Here is a 17,729-nt window from a genome sequence, read left to right on the forward strand (position 1 = left end):
TATCCCTCTTACTTCGCTGCGTTGGCGAGCTCGGCGGCCTTGTCGGCGCCCTCGTCCATGGTTGCTGCCAGGGTCACCAGTGGGTGGTTGGCTTCGGCCAGGATGGCGCGGCCTTCTTCAACGTTGTTGCCGTCCAGGCGGACAACCAGCGGCTTGTTCGCTGCGTCACCCAGGGTGTTCAGCGCGCCGACGATGCCGTTGGCCACTGCGTCGCAAGCGGTGATGCCGCCGAAGACGTTGACGAACACGGACTTGACCTGCGGGTCGTTCAGGATGACGTCCAAGCCGTTGGCCATGACCTCAGCCGAGGCGCCGCCGCCGATGTCCAGGAAGTTCGCCGGCTTCACGTCACCGTGGTTCTCGCCAGCGTAGGCGACGACGTCCAGGGTCGACATGACCAGGCCTGCACCGTTGCCGATGATGCCCACTTCGCCGTCCAGCTTGACGTAGTTCAGGCCTGCAGCCTTGGCCTTGGCCTCCAGCGGATCGGCTGCGCCCTTGTCCTCGAGCTCTTCGTGAGCCGGGTGGCGGACCTCGGAAGCGTTGTCATCCAGGGAGACCTTGCCGTCCAGTGCGACGATGTCGCCTGCACCGGTCTTCACCAGTGGGTTGACCTCAACGAGGGTTGCATCCTCTTCCTTGAAGACGGTCCACAGCTTCTGCAGGGTCTCTTCGACCTTGGCACGCAGTTCCTCGGCGAAACCGGCAGCTGCGACGATCTCGGCGGCCTTTTCGGCGTCGATGCCGACCAGCGGATCAACTGCAACGCGAGCCAGCGCCTCCGGGCGCTCCTCTGCCAGCTGCTCGATCTCCATGCCGCCCTCGACGGAGCACATGGCCAGGTAGTTGCGGTTTGCGCGGTCCAGCAGCACGGAGAAGTAGAATTCCTCGGCGATGTCCGCACCCTGTGCGATCATGACCTTGTTCACGGTGTGGCCCTTGATGTCCATACCGAGAATGTTCGATGCGTGCTCGAAAGCCTCGTCTGCGGTCTTGGCAACCTTAACGCCGCCAGCCTTGCCGCGGCCGCCAACCTTGACCTGAGCCTTAACGACTACGACGCCGCCGATCTTTTCAGCTGCTGCCTTGGCTTCTTCAGGGGTGTAAGCGACGATACCGGCAAGCACGGGTACGCCGTGTGCCTCGAATAGATCGCGCGCCTGGTACTCATACAGGTCCACGGGTTTGTGTCCTTCGTTCGAAGTTCATGCTGACTCGCGGCACAGTCACGGACCAGTGTCCGCGCCGTACCCAAAGAGAGCGCACCGCAACCAAACAGACGCCGAAACGGCGTCTTAGCCCGTGCGCATTTCTCAGACTATCCTTACTTTCGCGATCTTCCCACTTTTACAAGTTGTAGAGATTCCGCGCATTTCACCGATTGGCTATCGCTGTGACCAAGCCAATATCGCAATGGGATTGACTACTCGACAATTTCGAGGGGCGCGTACCGAAGCAGAAGTCGTTTCTCGGAATCCGGGAATTGGACCTTGGCCACGGTTTTGTCGCCAGCGCCTTCCAAGGCGACGACTGTGCCCAAGCCAAAGGCCGTATGCTTGACCGACTGCCCGACCTTAGGGATCACGATCTCCTTGTTCTGCACCACACGCTGCTTCGACACCGGAGCGGCGTTGTGTCCGCGGACAGTATTGTTCGCCACCGACGAACCTGCTCCCCAATGGCTTCCGCGCTCGTAGCGGCTCGTGGCGAAATTCACCGAGCTGGAACCGAAGGACAGGCCCGGGCCGAAGGACGATCCCTCGCGCTTCCAGTCGATCAGCTGGGAGGGAACCTCTTCCAGGAACTGGCTGGCAGGGTTGTACTGCGCCTGTCCCCAGAGGCTTCGCTGCTCGGCACGCGTCAGGTAGAGGCGCTCGCGGGCGCGGGTCAGCCCCACGTAGGCCAGGCGGCGCTCTTCGGCCAGCTCCTTTTCATCGGTCATGGAGCGCTGATGCGGGAAGACTCCGTGCTCCATGCCGGTCAGGAACACGACCGGGAATTCTAGGCCCTTGGCCGTATGCAGGGTCATCAAGGTCACCATGCCCTCGCGTGCCGCCATGGCTGCGCCCTCGTCATCGCTAGGGGCTTCCGGGATCTGGTCTGCGTCGGCCACCAGCGCGACCCGTTCCAGGAATCCGGCCAGGCCGCCCTCCGGTTCGTCGTTGACGTAGTCGCGCACGACGGCGACCAGTTCCGCGAGGTTCTCAACCCGGGACTCGTCTTGCGGGTCGCTGGAGGAACGCAGGGTTTCGAGGTATCCGGTCTGCTCAAGCACTGCTTCCAGCGCTTCGGCCGGGCCCGAGCCTTCGGCCACGATCTGCAGGTCGTCCATGAGCGCCACGAAAGCCGCGGTCATCTTGATGCCCCGGGTGCCCAGGCCCGGAGCCTCGTCCGAGCGGCGCAGCGCTTCCATGAAGGAGATGCGCTCGCGCTCCGCCAGCGCGGCGACGGCGCCTTCGGCGCGGTCGCCGATGCCGCGTTTCGGCTCGTTGAGGATGCGCCGGACGTTGATGTCGTCTTCCGGGTTCACCAGGGCGCGCAGGTATGCCAACGCATCCTTGATCTCCTTGCGGTCGTAGAAGCGCGTTCCGCCGACCACCCGGTATTTCAGATCGACGCGCATCAGCTGCTCTTCAAGCGCGCGCGACTGGGCATTGGTGCGATAGAAGATGGCGATGTCGCCGGGGCGTACGTCTTCGTCGTCGTTCAGCCGCAGGATCTCCTCGGCGATCCAGCGGGCTTCGTCCGACTCGGACTCCCCCACGTAGCCGACGATTTGCTCGCCGTCGCCGCTGGCGGTCCACAGGCGCTTGTCGTTGCGGTCCGGGTTGAGCTTGATGACCTCGTTGGCAGCGGTCAGGATGTTCTGCGTGGAACGGTAGTTCTGCTCCAGCTTGATCGTCGCCGCGTTCGGGTAGTCCTTCTCGAACTCGATGATGTTCCGGATGTCGGCGCCGCGGAAGGCGTAGATGGACTGGTCCGAATCGCCCACCACTGTCAGTTCGCCCGGAGGGGTCTTCCCGTCGGGCCCGGTGAGTTCGCGAACCAGCGAATACTGGGCGTGGTTCGTATCCTGGTATTCGTCGATCAGCACATGGCGGAAGCGGCGGCGGTAGTTGTCCGCCACGGCCGGGAACGCGCGGAACATGTAGACGACCTGGCCGATCAAGTCGTCGAAGTCCAACGCGTTCGCCGCCCGCAGGCGCTGGGTGTAGCCGCGGTAGACCTCGGAGACGGCCCGGGAGAAGGGGTCGTTCGTGTTGATGGTGGCCGCGTAGTCCTCGTCGTCGATCAGCTCGTTCTTCAACGAGGAGATCTTGTGCGCGATCGCCTTGGGCGTGAAGCGCTTCGGGTCGATCTCCAACCCCTTGGAAACCAGGGTGATCAGTCGCAGCGAATCCGCCGAGTCGTAGATCGAGAAGTTCGACTTCAAGCCGATGGTGGCAGCTTCGCGGCGCAGGATGCGCACGCACGACGAGTGGAACGTGGAGATCCACATCTTCTTCGCCTGGTCCTCGCCGATGAGCTCGGCGGCGCGTTCGCGCATTTCGGCGGCGGCCTTGTTGGTAAAGGTAATGGCCAGGATTTCATGCGGGCGCGAACGCCCCGTTGCCAGCAGGTACGCAATTCGATGGGTCAGCACACGCGTCTTGCCCGAGCCGGCGCCGGCGATGATCAGCAGCGGGCCCCCTGCATAGCGCACGGCCTCTTCCTGCTGCGGGTTCATGCCTACCAGCAGTTCGTCCGCGGTCGGCAAAGCCCGAGCTGTGGGTTCAGGAGCGAAGTCATCAAAAAGGAAATCCATGGTGTAGCCAGTCTACGTGCCGCATTGGACAGTATCGTGATGCCGGCCGAGCGAACCGGGACACAGCCTACCGGGCATAATGGAAGGTATGGCAAAGAAGGTCAGGAAGTCCAAGGAATACCGCAAACCCTCCCAGTTCGTCGAACAGCAGGGTGAGGCTCTGGACCGGAAGCTGAACAAATACAACGTCCAAAGCACTTCCCACGAGAACAAATCCAATCCCATGCTGCTGATCTCCGCTGGATTGGCCATCAGTCTTTTTCTGTTTATCTATCTCCACGGGATGGCGTTGAGCCAGATGACCGATCTCAGCAACAACCTGTCCATGCCGGACCAGCGGGTCTTCGGCTACACGGTGGAGGATATTGAAGCGCTGCGCAGCGCCATGGACGAGGACGCCCGGGGGCAGCTGAACTACGTTCACAAGACCGCCGGCATGCTCTTCCCGCTGTTCACCGCCGCCATGAGCATGCTGCTGTTCATCCGCTGGATTCCGAACCGCCGGACCCGGTTGCTGGCGTGGTGCGCCCCCTTGGGGTTCGCCGTGGCGGATATCGTGGAGAACTTCGCTATCGATGCCCTGTTCACCGCCAACGAGGTGACTGCCGGAGCGGTCATGTTCGCATCGATCCTCACCACGATTCGTTGGGCGTTGCTGATCATCACCGCTGGGTTGATCATCGGGCTCGGACTGTCCCGGGCCAACCGGTCGTTGAAGCGCAAGATGGCCGAGGTCCGCGACCAGAGCTCCTAGCGTGGCAGCGTGGTTCACGACAGCAAGTACCTAGTAGGATAGTCTTGTTGGTGTTTTCACGCCCAGCCTCTGTAGCTCAGTAGGATAGAGCGACCCTCTCCTAAAGGGTAGGCCGTCGGTTCGATTCCGGCCAGGGGCACCAATACGAGAAAGGCGCTTCCCCGCGATATTCATCGTGCGGAAGCGCCTTTCTCGTCTGCCGCGTCCGGGCGTCAGCTCCCGGACGCGCCAAAGGGCGCGTTCCACGGGGAACGCGCCCTTTGGCGGCCTAGCTGCGACGAACGCTTAGCGCAGCAGCAAAGCGGTGGCCTTTGGCGACAGCGAGGCGTCCATGACGACGCAGGCGCCGCCGACGGCGCCGACGTTGGCGCCCAGCGCGGAGGTGCGGGTGTCGATGTCGTGCACCGTACGCAAGCCGAAGCGGCGCTTGACCGCTGCGTCGACGTCTGCGCCGACGAGCTCGCTGACCTTGTCCCACTGCGGACCGCCGAAGACAACCTCGCGGACATCCAGGGCGTTGGCCAGCTGGCCTGCGACTTCGCCAGCCATGACCATGGTCTCGGTGACCAGTTCCTTGGCCACGGCATTGCCTTCCAGCGCCAGCTCGGTGAGGCGGTTCATGCCTTCTGCGCGCTGTTCTGGGCCGAGGATTTCGTAGGCCGGTAGTTCCAGGCCGCGTTCCTTGGCCTTTGACGCGATGAATTCGTAGGAGGTGCCGGAAGCCAGGCAGTCATCTGCACCGCACTCTTCGCAGAACACGGACTTGTGGCCCGTGGAGTAATGCCCGATCTCGCCGGCGTTGTTGCTCGAACCGTGGTGGACTTCGCCATCGATGACGATGCCGGCGCCGAAGCCGTGGCCGCAGTACACGAAGACGAAGTCGTCGGTCTTTTCTTCCTTCGACTGCCACAGTTCCCCAACTGCGGAGGCAATCGTGTCCTTTTCGATGATGACCTGCAGGCGCAGGAGCTTGCGCAGCGGGTTGACGAGTTCGACGTCGGCCCAGCCGTCAAGCAGCGGCGGGTTCAGAACCACGCCTTCCTCGACGTTCACCGGACCCGGCACGGCAATGCCCACTCCGACAATATGCTTCTTCGGAACACGGATCTCTGCGATCAGTTCCTTGACGGTGGTCGCCATCAGCTGCACGGTTTCGGAAGCCACTTCGAGGTTCGGGACTTCGATGCTGCGCTCGCGCAGGACTTCGCCGCGCAGGTTCATGGCCACGAAGGTCAGAATGCTGGGGTCCAGATGGATACCGATCGAAACCAGACGGTTTCCTTCCAGCTCGAGCACGGTGCGTGGCTTGCCCGGGCCGGAAACGATGGTGCGGTCTTCGCGCACGATGCCGTCGTCAAGAAGACGACGCACAACATTTGAAATGGTCTGCGGTGACAGACCCGTCGAACTTGCCAGTTCGACGCGGCTGATTCCATCCGGTGCCCTGCGGATGGATTCAAGAATTACGGCTTGGTTGAAGTCTCCCAAGCGCCCTAGGTTGGTACCCCGTCGCATTAATGCTCCATAGATCTATAAATTTGATGGATCGATCTTTCCGTTCCTCGGCTTTCACCTGCCACCACCCACTCGGTCAAAAAATTGCGAGTAATAAGACCACGGCGAACAACAACTAAAAACGTTGGAGATCCACTTATGCACGTTACCACCTGCGACGGCTTCGCACACGCGATATTGTGAATTCATGAAGAAAAAATTGACTATATCAGCCGCTTGTTTAATCAACAACCAAGGAGAAATATTGCTGGTCCGCAAACGCGGGACGAGCAAATTCATGCAGCCTGGCGGCAAACCCGAGAAAGGCGAGTCACCTTTACAAACTGTCATTAGAGAAATTAAAGAGGAGCTCGGTGTCGAGTTCGCACCGGACGAGCTCGAGTACCGCGGCGAGTGGCATGGCCCTGCCGCCAACGAGGCTTCGACCTCGATTCACGCGCATCTTTTTTCGGGGCGTTTCAGCGGCGAGCTCGAACCGTTGGCCGAGCTTGAAGAGCTGCTCTGGATCGATCCAAAGCAGGCGCTGCTGCGTGACGATCTCGCGCCGCTGCTGCGCGAGCACGTGCTCCCGTCGGCAATTGAACGCGCCAAGGCCTAGTCGAGGTCTCCCGCCTGCAGTTGCGCGGTGTCAGCCCGCCTGGAGGTAGACATCCCACGAATCGTGGATCTGGTTGAGCCCCGAGACCAGATGCCCGCCATAGCGCGGGCGGTGCGGGGTGACGCGGAGCTGCCAGCCGAGCTGTGCGAGCATCTTGTCGGCCTTGCGGCTGTTGCAGGCCAGACAGGCCGCTACCAGGTTCTCCCAGGTATTCTGACCGCCCCTGCTGCGGGGAATGACATGGTCGATGGTATTGGCGGACTTGCCGCAGTATGCGCAGGTAAACCTGTCCCTACGGAGAACGCCCCTACGGGTGACATGATTCATCTCCCTGTAGGGGCGTCGTACATAGCGCTTTAAGACGATTACCGTTGGCCGCGGTAACTCGCCGTGAGCGCTGCGCACGGGCGACGAGTCATCCTGCAGGACGATAGTGGCTTTCTCCGCCATCACCAGCAAAAGGGCTCGACGGAAGGTCACCACGGCCAGGGGCTCGTAGCCGGCATTCAAAACCAGTGTTCGCATCTTGCAGTACTTCCTTCTTGAACCGATAGCCGCCATCTGGCATTGGTGGGGCTCGCGTTCCCTACGGAGAGGCTCTATCGCAAGCCTAAAGGATCAGCCCTCTGCTATGTGAGGGTTCAAGAAAGATATTCTGCGAAGTTCATCTGCGAAGACCCAGATGTTCATCCTGGTTAAAGGCATAAGCCGCCGAACGTCTTTCACGTTCGGCGGCTTATGGAAAGTTTTTAGGCTTAGCGAGCCAGGGTGTAGTAACCGTACAGCGGGTTACGGCTCACCGAGTGGATCATGGTGTCCACGGTTGGGTTCTGTGCCCCGATCATCTGACCGCCGCCCAGGTAGATGCCTACGTGGCCGCCACCGTTCTGGAATACCAAGTCGCCCGGCTTAGGGTTGCTGGTGCGCTTGAACTGGCCGGAACCCAGGATTGCCGAGGTGCCGCGGGCGATGTTGATGCCGTGCTGTGCGTAAACGTACTTCACGAAGCCCGAGCAGTCCCAACCCGATGGGCCGTTGCCGCCCCATACGTATGGAACGCCGACGTACTTGGCAGCGGTAGCCGCGATACCTGAGAGGTTCGAAGTGTTGACCGAAGAGCTGCTCTTGGCCTTCTTCTTGGTGCTGGTCGACTGGGTGGAGTTCGACTGGGTGGAGTTCGACTGGCTGTTGACGTTCTGGCGGGTCACCGGAGCGAAGTCGTCCGAGGAGCTGCTGGAGGACGACTGGTTGGAACGGGTGGTCGGCGCCGTGGCGTTCGACGAAGTCGAGGTGACCTCGTTGGCCACTGCGATAACAACCGGCTCCGGCTTCTCGTCGGCGGTGAAGCTGGCGCGCTCGATATCAACCGAAGACTTCTTGTCTGCGGCAACGCTGACAGCCTTGACTGCCACGCGCTCTGGGTTGATGGTGTCAACCGGAGCCGCGGAAACGTCGCGTGGAGCAGTTGCCTGGCCAGGCACGCCCAAGGTGATGATCAGACCGGAAGCTGCAGCTACGACTGCTGCCTGACGACCTACAGAGCCAGCGTTCGATGCAACAGCCTGCGAGATCGCTTCCAGAGAATTGGTACGTGGCACATCGGCGCGGCGACGTCCATGAGTTTGACGCTTGGTCACTTTTTAAAGCCTCTCCTTGATACCTACGAGGTAAGCTGTCGGGTTCGAAGTGGAGTTACCTCGGTGGATTCGAAGTTTCCTTCTCTTCCACTTCACCCCTAGGGTTGTTAGTTCAAACTAACGACCCGATATTGGTTCCCCCGCCACTGCCGTACGAGTTGTTTATAACTGCACATTGCGTGTTGGCAGTGCTCGGTTCTCACGCAATGTTGCTCAGGGAGATCCCCCTGGCACGCATATAAGCCTATAGGATGATTTTCCAAATGTCACGTTTAGGTCACGGAATGGTGACGAAGAACGTTACAACCAGCCGGCTGGGTCTTTGAACTGCCCGTCGATTATGACGTCGAAGTGCACGTGGCAACCGGTGGAGTTGCCGGTGGTGCCGCTCAGCGCGATCAGATCTCCCCGCTTGACCTTGTCGCCCACGTTGACCAGAACCTTCGTGTTATGGCTGTAACCGGTTTCCAGTCCATCGCCATGGTCCACCATGACCCGGTTGCCGGAGTGCCCGGCCCACCCTGCGACGGTTACGGTACCCGAAGCGGAGGCGTAAACCTCAGTGCCGCAGGCCACACCGTAATCTGTACCACCATGGATCATGGTGCCAGCGCCGGTCGGGTTATTGCGGTGCCCAAAAGGCGAGGTAATGCGGTTCGACTTCACCGGGCGGTCAAGCAACCCGGACGTCGACTTGATGGCAGTGACGTTGCCGCCAGAGGCTGCCATAACCTCGGAGAGCTTCTCTTCTCCCGCAACATTAGGGTTCAGTTCGGAAGTCAGCGCTGCGCGTTCAACTTCCAGTCCAACCGATCCTGGCGCGGTGACGTCCACGACTGCGGAAGTTGCGGTGCGTTCGGCGGCAACGGCCACGTCGTCGCTGGACGAACCCGAGAACTGTGGCGCGATAGCGGCAAGGGCCAGGCCCGAAACTGCGGCAACTGCAGCGACTTTGTGGCTAAAGCCAAGTCGCGATGGTTTTTTGGTATCAGCGTCCAGCTGCGAGATGAACTCGACATTGCTCGAGATCTCTGCGGATTCAGGCTGGGCAGCGACTGCGCCCGGCAGAGCAATGACATTGCTGTCTGCATCTTCCAGCACCAGCATCTGGCGGGTAGGGGCGATGCCGTAGCGTGCGCGTTCCTCGAAACGGCGACCTACGTAGTTGGCATGCACCGGTGCTGCAGGCTCGATGGCAACAACCGATTCGCTCACCCGCGATGCGCGGCGTCCACCCGCACGCTCGGTAGCGGCAGCTGCGATTTCGCCAATCACATCCAGCTCAACAACGGCGGCGCGGCGGCCGGTCGTCTTGGTTTCTACCAAAACATTCCTCTCATGTAGCGCCTACGAAGTTAGCTGTCGGATTCGGCTCCTGAGAATGAGCCGGCCTGCTTTTGGCAGGACTTCACCCCTAGACGTAAACGTCGGAAAGTGGGTCCCCCGCTATTGCCCCATAAACTGACTTCCCATCCGCGCGCAGGGCAATACTAGGCGTTCGCGCAATGTATGGGCCGGTGCGGGTCTAACCCCGTGCACCGTGTACTAACGTTACCCGTCAAAAGGGAAAGTTACAATTTCGTTATCTTTTGTGGGACTTGACGAATACATGGCTGCTGACCTCTACCGGAAGCTCCAAGGCGCCCTCTACACCCTGCACGCGCACGACGATGTAGTCTTCAGCACGCTCAAGGGTGACAATCGCCCCAGGGCGGATTCCGCCTTCATTCAGCTGTCCCAGCAGGATCGGGTCAGTCTGGATAGGTTCCGCGAGGCGCTCGATTGCCAGCGGTCCTTCCACTCCATCCAAAAGAGCCTGGTCAAGGTTCTGAACTTCCGATGAGATTTCGCTCACTTTTGGCCCGCCAAGGACCTCCAAACCCGGAATTGGGTTGCCGTACGGAGAGACCGTCGGCTTCCCCAGCAAGTCGTAGAGCCGGCGCTCGACGCGCTCGCTCATGACGTGCTCCCAGCGGCAGGCTTCTTCGTGGACGTACTCCCAGTCGAGCCCGATCATGTCTGCCAGCAGTCGTTCAGCAAGGCGGTGCTTGCGCATGACGCTCGTTGCCAGTTCGTGACCTTTCTGGGTCAAGGCAAGATGGCGGTCGGTGGAAACCACGACGAGGCCGTCTCGTTCCATCCGGGCTACGGTCTGCGACACAGTCGGGCCTGAGTGGCCCAGACGCTCTGCGATTCGGGCGCGCAAGGCCACGATTTCCTCTTCTTGCAGTTCAAGAATGGTACGCAGGTACATCTCGGTTGTATCGATAAGGTCAGACACGGCAGCCGCTCCTGGAAGTCACAACAATAAGTTCGTAAAAATAATGAGACGTCACTACACACTCTACTGGGTGCGCTGGACATATTCGTTACGGGGCCGGCCACCGAGGATGTCGTAACCCTCCGTCCGGTTTTTCTCTGAAACGCTCACGGTTTGCGAAGATAGTACTGAAACGCCTGAACCCACCCGCCTTATTCCGCGCCGCGGAACAGCGGGTTTTCAGCCCTTCAATCTATAGCTATATCGAGGAGCACGATGAGCACGGACATCACCATTCCACAGAATCTTTTGCCAGCCGACGGTCGTTTCGGCGCCGGTCCGTCCAAGGTTCGCGCAGAGCAAGTCCAGGCGATTGTTGAGGCAGCGGATTCCCTCCTGGGCACCTCGCACCGTCAGGCTCCGGTCAAGAACCTTGTGGCATCGGTCCAGAACGGACTGAAAGAAATGTTCAACGCGCCAGAGGGCTATGAAGTTCTGCTGGGTGTCGGCGGCGCTACCGCGTTCTGGGATTCGGCCGCTTTCTCCCTGGTGCGCAACAAGGCGCAGCACCTGTCGTTCGGCGAGTTCGGCTCCAAATTCGCCAAAGCCACGGACAAGGCCCCGTTCCTGGCTGCCTCGACCATCATCACCAGCGAGCCGGGCAGCGTTCCTGTTCCCGCCGCCGAAGCCGACGTCGATGTCTATGCATGGCCTCAAAACGAGACCTCCACCGGCGCTGCAGCCCCGGTCAAGCGCGTAGCTGGCGCCAACGATGACGCACTGATGGTCATCGACGCCACCAGCGGCGCCGGCGGATTGGCCGTGGACTTGGCCGAAACCGACGTCTACTACTTCGCGCCGCAGAAGAACTTCGCAGCCGACGGCGGCCTGTGGATCGCGTTCGTTTCCCCGGCGGCCATTGCGCGCATCGAGGAAATCGCCGCCACCGACCGGTGGATCCCGGACTTCCTGAACCTGAAGACCGCTCTGGACAACTCGTTGAAGAACCAGACCTACAACACCCCTGCACTGACCACGCTGGTCATGCTGGATTCCCAGATCAAATGGATCAACGCCAACGGCGGACTCGCCTGGGCCGCTGAGCGCACCGCCGAATCCGCGGCCAAGGTCCAGGCCTGGGCCGAGGCCTCCGACATCGCTGCGATGTACGTGGCGAATCCGGAACACCGCTCCAACGTCATTTCCACCGTCGACTTCGACGACAAGATCGACGCCACCGCCATCGCCAAGGCGCTTCGCGCCAACGGTGTGGTCGATGTGGAGCCTTACCGCAAGCTCGGCCGCAACCAGCTGCGAATCGCAACCTTCGTCGCGATCGATCCGAGCGACGTCCAGGCACTGCTGAACTGCATCGACTACGTGATCGAACAGCTCTAGTCCCCACGACGCACGACACCACAACAGCGAAGGGCTCGGACCACATGGTCCGAGCCCTTCGCTGTATGCCTGTTTCGGCGCTAGCCGTCCTTGCGTGCGCGGTTGCGTTGCGCGGCGCGGCGACGTGCGGCGGTTCGCTGGGCAGTGCGCCGACGGCGGACCTGGCGTCGAGCCGGTGACTTGACCGACTGCAGCTCTTCCTCGTCCGCAACCTCGTCGGTCGCGAGCTCGTCCTGTGCAGGAACGGCGTCAGCTTCTCCCTCAGGAATTGCCTGCGGCTGCTCCGAACCCTGCTCATCCTGCGCGGCCGCCGAGGTCTCAGCCTCTGTAGGCTGCTCGCCTTCAACGGCGCTGTGCTCGGCCTCTGCGGCTTCGATCTCCTCCTTGGCCAGACGATCCGCCCACGGCACCCAGGCAGGAGCCAGCAGTGAATCCTCGCCGGCAATGATCCCGACCTCGCACACTGTCAGATCTTTGGCCTTGGCCCGTGGCACCCGCGCGAGTGTCGCGAACCATGTCCAACCTTGGTATCCCTTTTTATGGGAGATAAATCTATGGGTGACAAGTCGCTCACCCTCGGCCGTGACGCCGAGGTGTTCGCCGATTTCGGATTCCCCGGCGATTTCAGCCAGGGATAGCCGCGCGGTATCGACCGCTTCAGCGAGGAGGGTGTCCAGCTTGGGTTTACGGGCCATTGTTTATGCGTCCAGATCGTCGGCTACCGCGCGCAGCACGGTAGCTACCTTTTTGCCGTATGCATGTTCAGGATAGCGCCCATTGCGCAAGGTATTCGAAACGCTGTCCAGCAATTTGATTAGGTCCTCGATGACGACGGCCTCGGCTTCGGGCTTCTTGCGCTTGGCGCGAGCCACCGACGGGGCCGCTTCGAGCACCCGGAGGCTCAAGGCCTGCGGTCCGCGACGGCCCTCGGCCACACCGAACTCAAGGCGCGTTCCCGGGCGCAGCTCATGCATGCCGTCGGGCAGGGCCGCTGCGTTGACGTAGATCTCTTTGCCGTCTTCTGCGGTAATGAATCCAAAGCCCTTGGACTTCTCGTACCACTTAACCTTGCCGGTAGGCATGCTGTAATACCTCGTTCGTTTCTCGTGCGTAGCTGCATGGCCGAGGCCTGCTCAGCACCATGCATATTCAGGTGTTCGCTTCCGCGGAGCTTTCACCGGGCTTTTCGAATTCTTTTCCCGGGTGCTCGACGCACGGAGTCGAACCAAGTCGTTTACCTTTGATTATGTCATTCATCCGGACACAAAATCACCTTGGGCGCTCTTTGACTCGGGACTCCCTCCTCCGGGACGGCAACGGTAAAGTAGGAACGGTGAGCACCTTATCCGTCACCCTGTCCGTTGTTTCGCGTCTAGCCATCGGCGTTGCCGTAGTTTCCACCCTGGCATTGGCTGCGACGCTGGTGCTCTATTTCCAGGAAATCAGCATCCCGCCCTTCCTGATGATTCTGGGCGTCTGGGGCCTTCCGGTCGCCTTCCTGCTGGGCGTTGCAGTCGTTATCGGCAACGTCATCCGGCGTCGCAACAACTAATTTTCTACCCCAGCATTCATACAGGCAGCTCCCAGACTTCTTAGGCACACTGGGTTTCATGAGTGCAAAAACCCCAGAGGCAAAACTTCTCGTTGTCGATGACGAGCCGAATATCCGCGAGTTGCTGTCCACTTCCCTGCGCTTCGCAGGTTTCGAAGTTGTCTCCGCAGCCAACGGCCGGGACGCCCTGGCAGCGGTTGAGGCCGAGGAACCTGACTTGGCAGTGCTCGACGTGATGCTTCCGGACATGGATGGATTCACCATCACCCGCAAGCTGCGCGCCGCGGGGCGCCATTTCCCGGTCCTGTTCCTCACCGCACGTGACGACACCTCGGACAAGGTCACCGGCCTGACCGTGGGCGGCGACGACTATGTCACCAAGCCGTTCAGCCTGGACGAGGTCGTCGCACGCATCCGCGCAGTCCTGCGCCGCACGTCATCGGGAGAGGAAGAGAACGCCACCATCGTGGTCGCCGACCTCGAGCTGGACGACGACGCGCACGAGGTCCGCCGCGCCGGCGAGATCATCGACCTCTCCCCCACCGAGTTCAAGCTCCTGCGCTACCTGATGATGAACCCGAACCGCGTGCTGTCCAAGTCGCAGATCCTGGACCACGTGTGGGAGTACGACTTCAACGGCGACGCGTCGATCGTCGAGTCCTATATCTCGTACCTGCGCCGCAAGGTCGACCGCCCCGAATGGCCTGCGCTGATCCAGACCAAACGCGGCGTCGGCTACCTGATGCGCACCCCGGACCGCCGCTAGCCGCGTCCGTCCACGAGCAAGGGACTTGTAAAGTCATCCTATGAAGTCGATTCGTTCCCTCTGGCGGCGCACCACGCTGCGCACCAAACTGGTGACAGTGATGTTCGGGCTGATGATCCTGGCCATCGTAGCCACGGCCGTGGGCTCGGCCCACACGCTGCGGATCTCGATGACCAACCAGATCGATGACCAGCTGGTCGCCGCCGGACCGACGATGGGGCTTGGTCTGAACAAGGCCTACCTGTATTCGGTGGACAACCCCGGGGACCCCGACGGCTTCAAGGACTTCGACCCGACGCTGCTCGGGCTGAACAGCTCCTACGCCGACATCCGTGATAAAGACGGGAAAATCGTCTACATCATGCCGCGCTCGCGGGTTTCGCCGAGCACGGCCTTGGATTCGCCGCTGTTGAATCCGGCCAATATCGATAAGCTGCTGGAAACGCCGAACAAGCCGGTGACCATCCCGGGCATCCAGGCGAACTCCGCCGGGTGGCGGACCATGGTGATTCCGCTGAAGAGCAGCAGCCTGAACCTGTTCCTGGCGATCCCGCTGAGCACCGTCAACAACACCGCGCAGCAGGCGGCGGTGCTGGTGCTCTCCACCGGCTTGCTCGCCGCGCTGGTCATGTCCATGATCGCCTATGCCCTCACCACCCGGTCGCTGAAACCGCTGACGAAGGTCGAGCGCACCGCGTCCATGATCGCCGCCGGCGACCTCACCCAGCGCGTGACGGACTATCCTGCGGAGACGGAAGTCGGCAGGCTCTCACGCTCGCTGAATTCGATGCTGGCGCAGATCGAGAAGGCTTTCAAGGACCGCGAAGCTTCCGAACAGAAGATGCGGCGCTTCATTCAGGATGCCTCCCACGAGCTGCGCACCCCGCTGGTCACCATCCAGGGCTACTCGGAGTTCTACCGCCACGGCGGACTGGCGAGCCCCGAAGCCCTCGATTCGGCGATGGGGCGCATTGAGAGCGAATCCAAGCGCATGGCGCAGCTCGTTGAGGACCTGCTGATGCTGGCGCGCCTGGACGAGCAGCGCCCGATGGAGAAGCAGGCTGTCGACCTGCTGGTGCTCGGACAGGACATCGTGGAGGACACCCGGGTGCGGGCGCCCGACCGCAAGGTCAACTTGGTGGGCCTGTCCAGCAACCAGCCCAGCCCCGCCAGCACTGTCGGAGACGACGCCCGCATCCGCCAGGTCATCGCCAACCTGCTGACCAATGCCCTGCGCTACACCCCCGAAGGGACCCCGATCGAGATCGCGGTGGGTGTGCGTTCGCTGGTGGCCGGTGCCCTCGACGCAGTACTCGAGGTCCGCGACCACGGCCACGGCATTCCCGAAGAGGACGCCAAGCGAATCTTCGAGCGCTTCTACCGCTCGGATGCCTCGCGCCAACGCGAAACCGGCGGTTCCGGCCTGGGGCTGGCAATTGTCGCAGCCATTGTCCAACAGCACGGCGGATCCGTGTCGCTGAGCGAAACCGAAGGCGGCGGCGCCACCATGGCCATCTCGCTGCCCTACGTTCCGATGCCCGAGCCGCGCGACGACGACTTCGACTTCCATCCGGAGCACGACGAGTCGTAGCCTCATTGTCCACAACCGGCCTGCGGCTTACTCCGCTTCGGTGCCATAGCTCCTATCGTTAGGTCATCACGATCCGATGAAAGGCGAGCAGGAATCATGAGCACGTTCTCCACCAACACCGGCGAAATGCAGGCCAAGTCCCAAGCGGTTATGGGCACCATCGACCGCCTGCGTTCAGAAGTCGCCACGATGCAGATGAATCTGGACCAGTTGCAGGGCACATGGCATGGCTCGGCGGCCGCATCGTTCCAGGCCATCGTGGCCGAATGGCGAAGCACCCACCTGCGCATCGAAGAAGCCTTGGGCAACATCGCCACGGCGTTGCATCATGCCTCGGCGCAGTACGAGGAAGTCGAGCAGGTCAATACCTCGCTGTTCCGCTACTAAACGGCGCATCCCCAGCGAAAACAGCGCCAAAACCACAAAGAACGGGCCGCTGGATCAGCTTCAGGGAAGATGATCCAGCGGCCAGCATCCATGCGTTGGCTACGAGGCTCAGGCCTTGCGGCGGCGCAGAACCATGGCGGCTCCGGCCAGCATCAGCAGCAGACCCGCGCCCGCAGCCGCCAGCAGCGCACCGTTGAAACCGGTATCAGCTAGTTCGTTCTCCGAGGCCTGCGGCTTCGCGTCGCCCTTGGCCGATTCGGAGCCGGTGTTCTCCGGCTTCTTGTCGATGGATCCTGCCGGCTTGATTTCTACCGGCTTCTCGGATGGCTTTGCTTCAGGCTTGGCTTCGGGCTTCGCCTCGGGCTTCTCGCCCTCCGGTGCTTCTTCACCGAAGTAGAAAGCCAGGAAATCTTCGAGCCACTGCTGATCGCCGGGGAACTCCGCCCAGATCGATTCCAGGAGCTCTTCAAGCTCCGCTTCGCTGCTGACGCTATCCAAAAGATAGGTCAACACGAGCGCTAGGTACTCCTGGCCATCTTCGGTCGCGAAGAATTCGCCCCACTGCTCATCGGTCCACTCTTCAGCGCCTGCGGGGAGACGGTCCATCATCTCTTCGAGGAACTGCAGGTCCTCGTCGGAGATCTCCGGATCTTCGGTACCGAATTCTTCCTCGATCAGCTGCAGCAGCTGCTGTCCTTCTTCGGTTTCGTAGAAGGCATCCCATTGGGCATCATCCCAGCCTTCGCTGCCCTCAGGCAGCAATGCATCAACCTTTTCCCAGAAGGCCTGCTCCTCCTCGGAGATGTCAGAGTCGAGATCGCCGAACTCGTCCGACAGCTGCTGGACAGCCTCGGATTCGAGGAACGATGCCAAAGAGTCCTTGTCCGATTCGACTCCTTCGATGTAGTCGGAGTCGACCGTCTCATCGGTTGCGGAGCTGGTCTCGTCCGCTGGCTGGGTCGCGCCGGTCTCGGTGCCGGCAGCTAGGTCCTGCGCGGGAGCCGAATCCTCAACTGAAGCATTCTCCTCCACCGGTGCAGCCGGAGCCGTTTCCTCGACGCTGTCCTCGACTGGGGCCTGCGACTCCTGGACGACGGTCTGCTCTGCCGGGGCTTCCACTGCAATGTCTTCCACGTTGTCGGTGGGCACTTCGGCGACTGGCGGCGCAGGCACGACAGGGGTTTCGACGGCAGGCTGCTGCACGGGGGCCTCAATGGCCGCCGGCGCTGCCGGCTCGGTCTGGGTTTCCTGCTGTGCAACGGTGATGCTCTGGAGGGCATCGTCCGTGGTTTCGGTAGCCTGTGCCGGAGCGGCAGAGACGAGAAGTCCAGAAATAACCGCTGCCGAAAGCAGGGTGGTATTGATCTTAGGCGACATGGTGTCTCGATTCCCCAAAGAAGTCACAGGCAGTTGCGGGACGCCGAGGCGTTCCGCTTCAGTGATGACAGATTTATGGCCTGTGAAAG

Annotated in this window: 17 protein-coding genes, 1 tRNA gene and 2 riboswitches; of the genes, 8 read left to right on the top strand and 10 right to left on the bottom strand. The window is 61.3% G+C overall.

Features of this window, described 5'->3' with window-relative positions; translation table 11 throughout:
• Positions 1-8: 8 nt before the first annotated feature.
• Positions 9-1,181: an ADP-forming succinate--CoA ligase subunit beta gene (gene sucC / locus C1H84_RS06410; RefSeq protein WP_047118294.1), complete on the bottom strand. Its 1,173-nt coding sequence runs from the start codon at positions 1,179-1,181 to the stop codon at positions 9-11.
• A gap of 242 nt (positions 1,182-1,423) precedes the next feature.
• Positions 1,424-3,805, bottom strand: a complete 2,382-nt coding sequence (gene pcrA, locus C1H84_RS06415) for a DNA helicase PcrA (RefSeq protein ID WP_113606887.1) — start codon at positions 3,803-3,805, stop codon at positions 1,424-1,426.
• 88 nt (positions 3,806-3,893) lie between these two features.
• Between pcrA and C1H84_RS06420 the strand changes: the two genes are divergently transcribed.
• Together C1H84_RS06420 and C1H84_RS06425 are read left to right on the top strand one after the other, a co-directional pair.
• Positions 3,894-4,559 (top strand): hypothetical protein, encoded by a 666-nt coding sequence (locus C1H84_RS06420; protein WP_052772242.1) that lies wholly within the window; start codon positions 3,894-3,896, stop codon positions 4,557-4,559.
• Positions 4,560-4,624: 65 nt separating this feature from the next.
• Positions 4,625-4,701, top strand: a tRNA-Arg gene (locus C1H84_RS06425).
• Positions 4,702-4,844: 143 nt separating this feature from the next.
• Here C1H84_RS06425 and C1H84_RS06430 read toward each other — a convergent pair.
• Entirely contained in the window at positions 4,845-6,074 is a 1,230-nt protein-coding gene (locus C1H84_RS06430; RefSeq protein ID WP_047118291.1) for an ROK family transcriptional regulator, read from the bottom strand.
• A 187-nt stretch (positions 6,075-6,261) separates the two neighbouring features.
• On the opposite strand from C1H84_RS06430, the gene C1H84_RS06435 reads away from it, so the two are divergent.
• Complete coding sequence (locus tag C1H84_RS06435; protein ID WP_047118290.1) at positions 6,262-6,672, top strand: NUDIX hydrolase; 411 nt, start codon at positions 6,262-6,264, stop codon at positions 6,670-6,672.
• Between the two features lie 30 nt (positions 6,673-6,702).
• Here C1H84_RS06435 and C1H84_RS06440 read toward each other — a convergent pair whose 3' ends face one another.
• The 4 genes from C1H84_RS06440 to C1H84_RS06455 form a co-directional block, all read right to left on the bottom strand.
• Entirely contained in the window at positions 6,703-7,197 is a 495-nt protein-coding gene (locus C1H84_RS06440) for an HNH endonuclease (protein WP_113606888.1), read from the bottom strand.
• A 230-nt stretch (positions 7,198-7,427) separates the two neighbouring features.
• Entirely contained in the window at positions 7,428-8,309 is an 882-nt protein-coding gene (locus tag C1H84_RS06445) for a C40 family peptidase (RefSeq protein WP_047118288.1), read from the bottom strand.
• A 5-nt stretch (positions 8,310-8,314) separates the two neighbouring features.
• A riboswitch (cyclic di-AMP (ydaO/yuaA leader) is annotated at positions 8,315-8,479 on the bottom strand.
• Positions 8,480-8,609: 130 nt separating this feature from the next.
• Positions 8,610-9,635 (bottom strand): M23 family metallopeptidase, encoded by a 1,026-nt coding sequence (locus tag C1H84_RS06450; RefSeq protein ID WP_113606889.1) that lies wholly within the window; start codon positions 9,633-9,635, stop codon positions 8,610-8,612.
• A gap of 2 nt (positions 9,636-9,637) precedes the next feature.
• A riboswitch (cyclic di-AMP (ydaO/yuaA leader) is annotated at positions 9,638-9,815 on the bottom strand.
• A gap of 76 nt (positions 9,816-9,891) precedes the next feature.
• Positions 9,892-10,590, bottom strand: a complete 699-nt coding sequence (locus tag C1H84_RS06455) for an iron-dependent transcriptional repressor DtxR (protein ID WP_047118287.1) — start codon at positions 10,588-10,590, stop codon at positions 9,892-9,894.
• 255 nt (positions 10,591-10,845) lie between these two features.
• Here C1H84_RS06455 and serC point away from each other — a divergent pair, with 255 nt between their 5' ends.
• Positions 10,846-11,967 (top strand): phosphoserine transaminase, encoded by a 1,122-nt coding sequence (serC, locus tag C1H84_RS06460; RefSeq protein ID WP_113606890.1) that lies wholly within the window; start codon positions 10,846-10,848, stop codon positions 11,965-11,967.
• 80 nt (positions 11,968-12,047) lie between these two features.
• On the opposite strand, the gene C1H84_RS06465 is transcribed toward serC, so the two are convergent.
• Together C1H84_RS06465 and C1H84_RS06470 are read right to left on the bottom strand one after the other, a co-directional pair.
• Complete coding sequence (locus tag C1H84_RS06465) at positions 12,048-12,662, bottom strand: DUF3027 domain-containing protein (protein ID WP_047118285.1); 615 nt, start codon at positions 12,660-12,662, stop codon at positions 12,048-12,050.
• 3 nt (positions 12,663-12,665) lie between these two features.
• The gene (locus tag C1H84_RS06470; RefSeq protein WP_047118284.1) at positions 12,666-13,049 is read right to left on the bottom strand and encodes a cold-shock protein; all 384 of its coding nucleotides are present in this window, start codon (positions 13,047-13,049) and stop codon (positions 12,666-12,668) included.
• A 251-nt stretch (positions 13,050-13,300) separates the two neighbouring features.
• On the opposite strand from C1H84_RS06470, the gene C1H84_RS06475 reads away from it, so the two are divergent.
• From C1H84_RS06475 to C1H84_RS06490, 4 genes are all read left to right on the top strand, one after another.
• Entirely contained in the window at positions 13,301-13,519 is a 219-nt protein-coding gene (locus C1H84_RS06475) for a hypothetical protein (protein ID WP_047118283.1), read from the top strand.
• A 58-nt stretch (positions 13,520-13,577) separates the two neighbouring features.
• Entirely contained in the window at positions 13,578-14,285 is a 708-nt protein-coding gene (locus C1H84_RS06480; protein ID WP_047118282.1) for a response regulator transcription factor, read from the top strand.
• A 40-nt stretch (positions 14,286-14,325) separates the two neighbouring features.
• Complete coding sequence (locus C1H84_RS06485) at positions 14,326-15,876, top strand: sensor histidine kinase (RefSeq protein ID WP_113606891.1); 1,551 nt, start codon at positions 14,326-14,328, stop codon at positions 15,874-15,876.
• 96 nt (positions 15,877-15,972) lie between these two features.
• Entirely contained in the window at positions 15,973-16,263 is a 291-nt protein-coding gene (locus tag C1H84_RS06490) for a WXG100 family type VII secretion target (protein ID WP_053797380.1), read from the top strand.
• A gap of 108 nt (positions 16,264-16,371) precedes the next feature.
• Here C1H84_RS06490 and C1H84_RS06495 read toward each other — a convergent pair whose 3' ends face one another.
• Positions 16,372-17,640: an LPXTG cell wall anchor domain-containing protein gene (locus tag C1H84_RS06495; RefSeq protein WP_047118279.1), complete on the bottom strand. Its 1,269-nt coding sequence runs from the start codon at positions 17,638-17,640 to the stop codon at positions 16,372-16,374.
• Between the last annotated feature and the right edge of the window lie 89 nt (positions 17,641-17,729).

This window comes from Glutamicibacter soli (assembly GCF_003309065.1).
GTDB lineage: Bacteria > Actinomycetota > Actinomycetes > Actinomycetales > Micrococcaceae > Glutamicibacter > Glutamicibacter soli.

Bases quoted from the DNA above. Each gene is read 5' to 3' on its own strand.
- C1H84_RS06440 (WP_113606888.1), bottom strand. From the start codon at position 7,197: ATGCGAACACTGGTTTTGAATGCCGGCTACGAGCCCCTGGCCGTGGTG.
- pcrA (WP_113606887.1), bottom strand. From the start codon at position 3,805: ATGGATTTCCTTTTTGATGACTTCGCTCCTGAACCCACAGCTCGGGCT.
- C1H84_RS06420 (WP_052772242.1), top strand. From the start codon at position 3,894: ATGGCAAAGAAGGTCAGGAAGTCCAAGGAATACCGCAAACCCTCCCAG.
- C1H84_RS06485 (WP_113606891.1), top strand. From the start codon at position 14,326: ATGAAGTCGATTCGTTCCCTCTGGCGGCGCACCACGCTGCGCACCAAA.
- C1H84_RS06465 (WP_047118285.1), bottom strand. From the start codon at position 12,662: ATGGCCCGTAAACCCAAGCTGGACACCCTCCTCGCTGAAGCGGTCGAT.
- C1H84_RS06495 (WP_047118279.1), bottom strand. From the start codon at position 17,640: ATGTCGCCTAAGATCAATACCACCCTGCTTTCGGCAGCGGTTATTTCT.
- C1H84_RS06435 (WP_047118290.1), top strand. From the start codon at position 6,262: ATGAAGAAAAAATTGACTATATCAGCCGCTTGTTTAATCAACAACCAA.
- C1H84_RS06480 (WP_047118282.1), top strand. From the start codon at position 13,578: ATGAGTGCAAAAACCCCAGAGGCAAAACTTCTCGTTGTCGATGACGAG.
- C1H84_RS06470 (WP_047118284.1), bottom strand. From the start codon at position 13,049: ATGCCTACCGGCAAGGTTAAGTGGTACGAGAAGTCCAAGGGCTTTGGA.
- C1H84_RS06430 (WP_047118291.1), bottom strand. From the start codon at position 6,074: ATGCGACGGGGTACCAACCTAGGGCGCTTGGGAGACTTCAACCAAGCC.
- serC (WP_113606890.1), top strand. From the start codon at position 10,846: ATGAGCACGGACATCACCATTCCACAGAATCTTTTGCCAGCCGACGGT.
- C1H84_RS06490 (WP_053797380.1), top strand. From the start codon at position 15,973: ATGAGCACGTTCTCCACCAACACCGGCGAAATGCAGGCCAAGTCCCAA.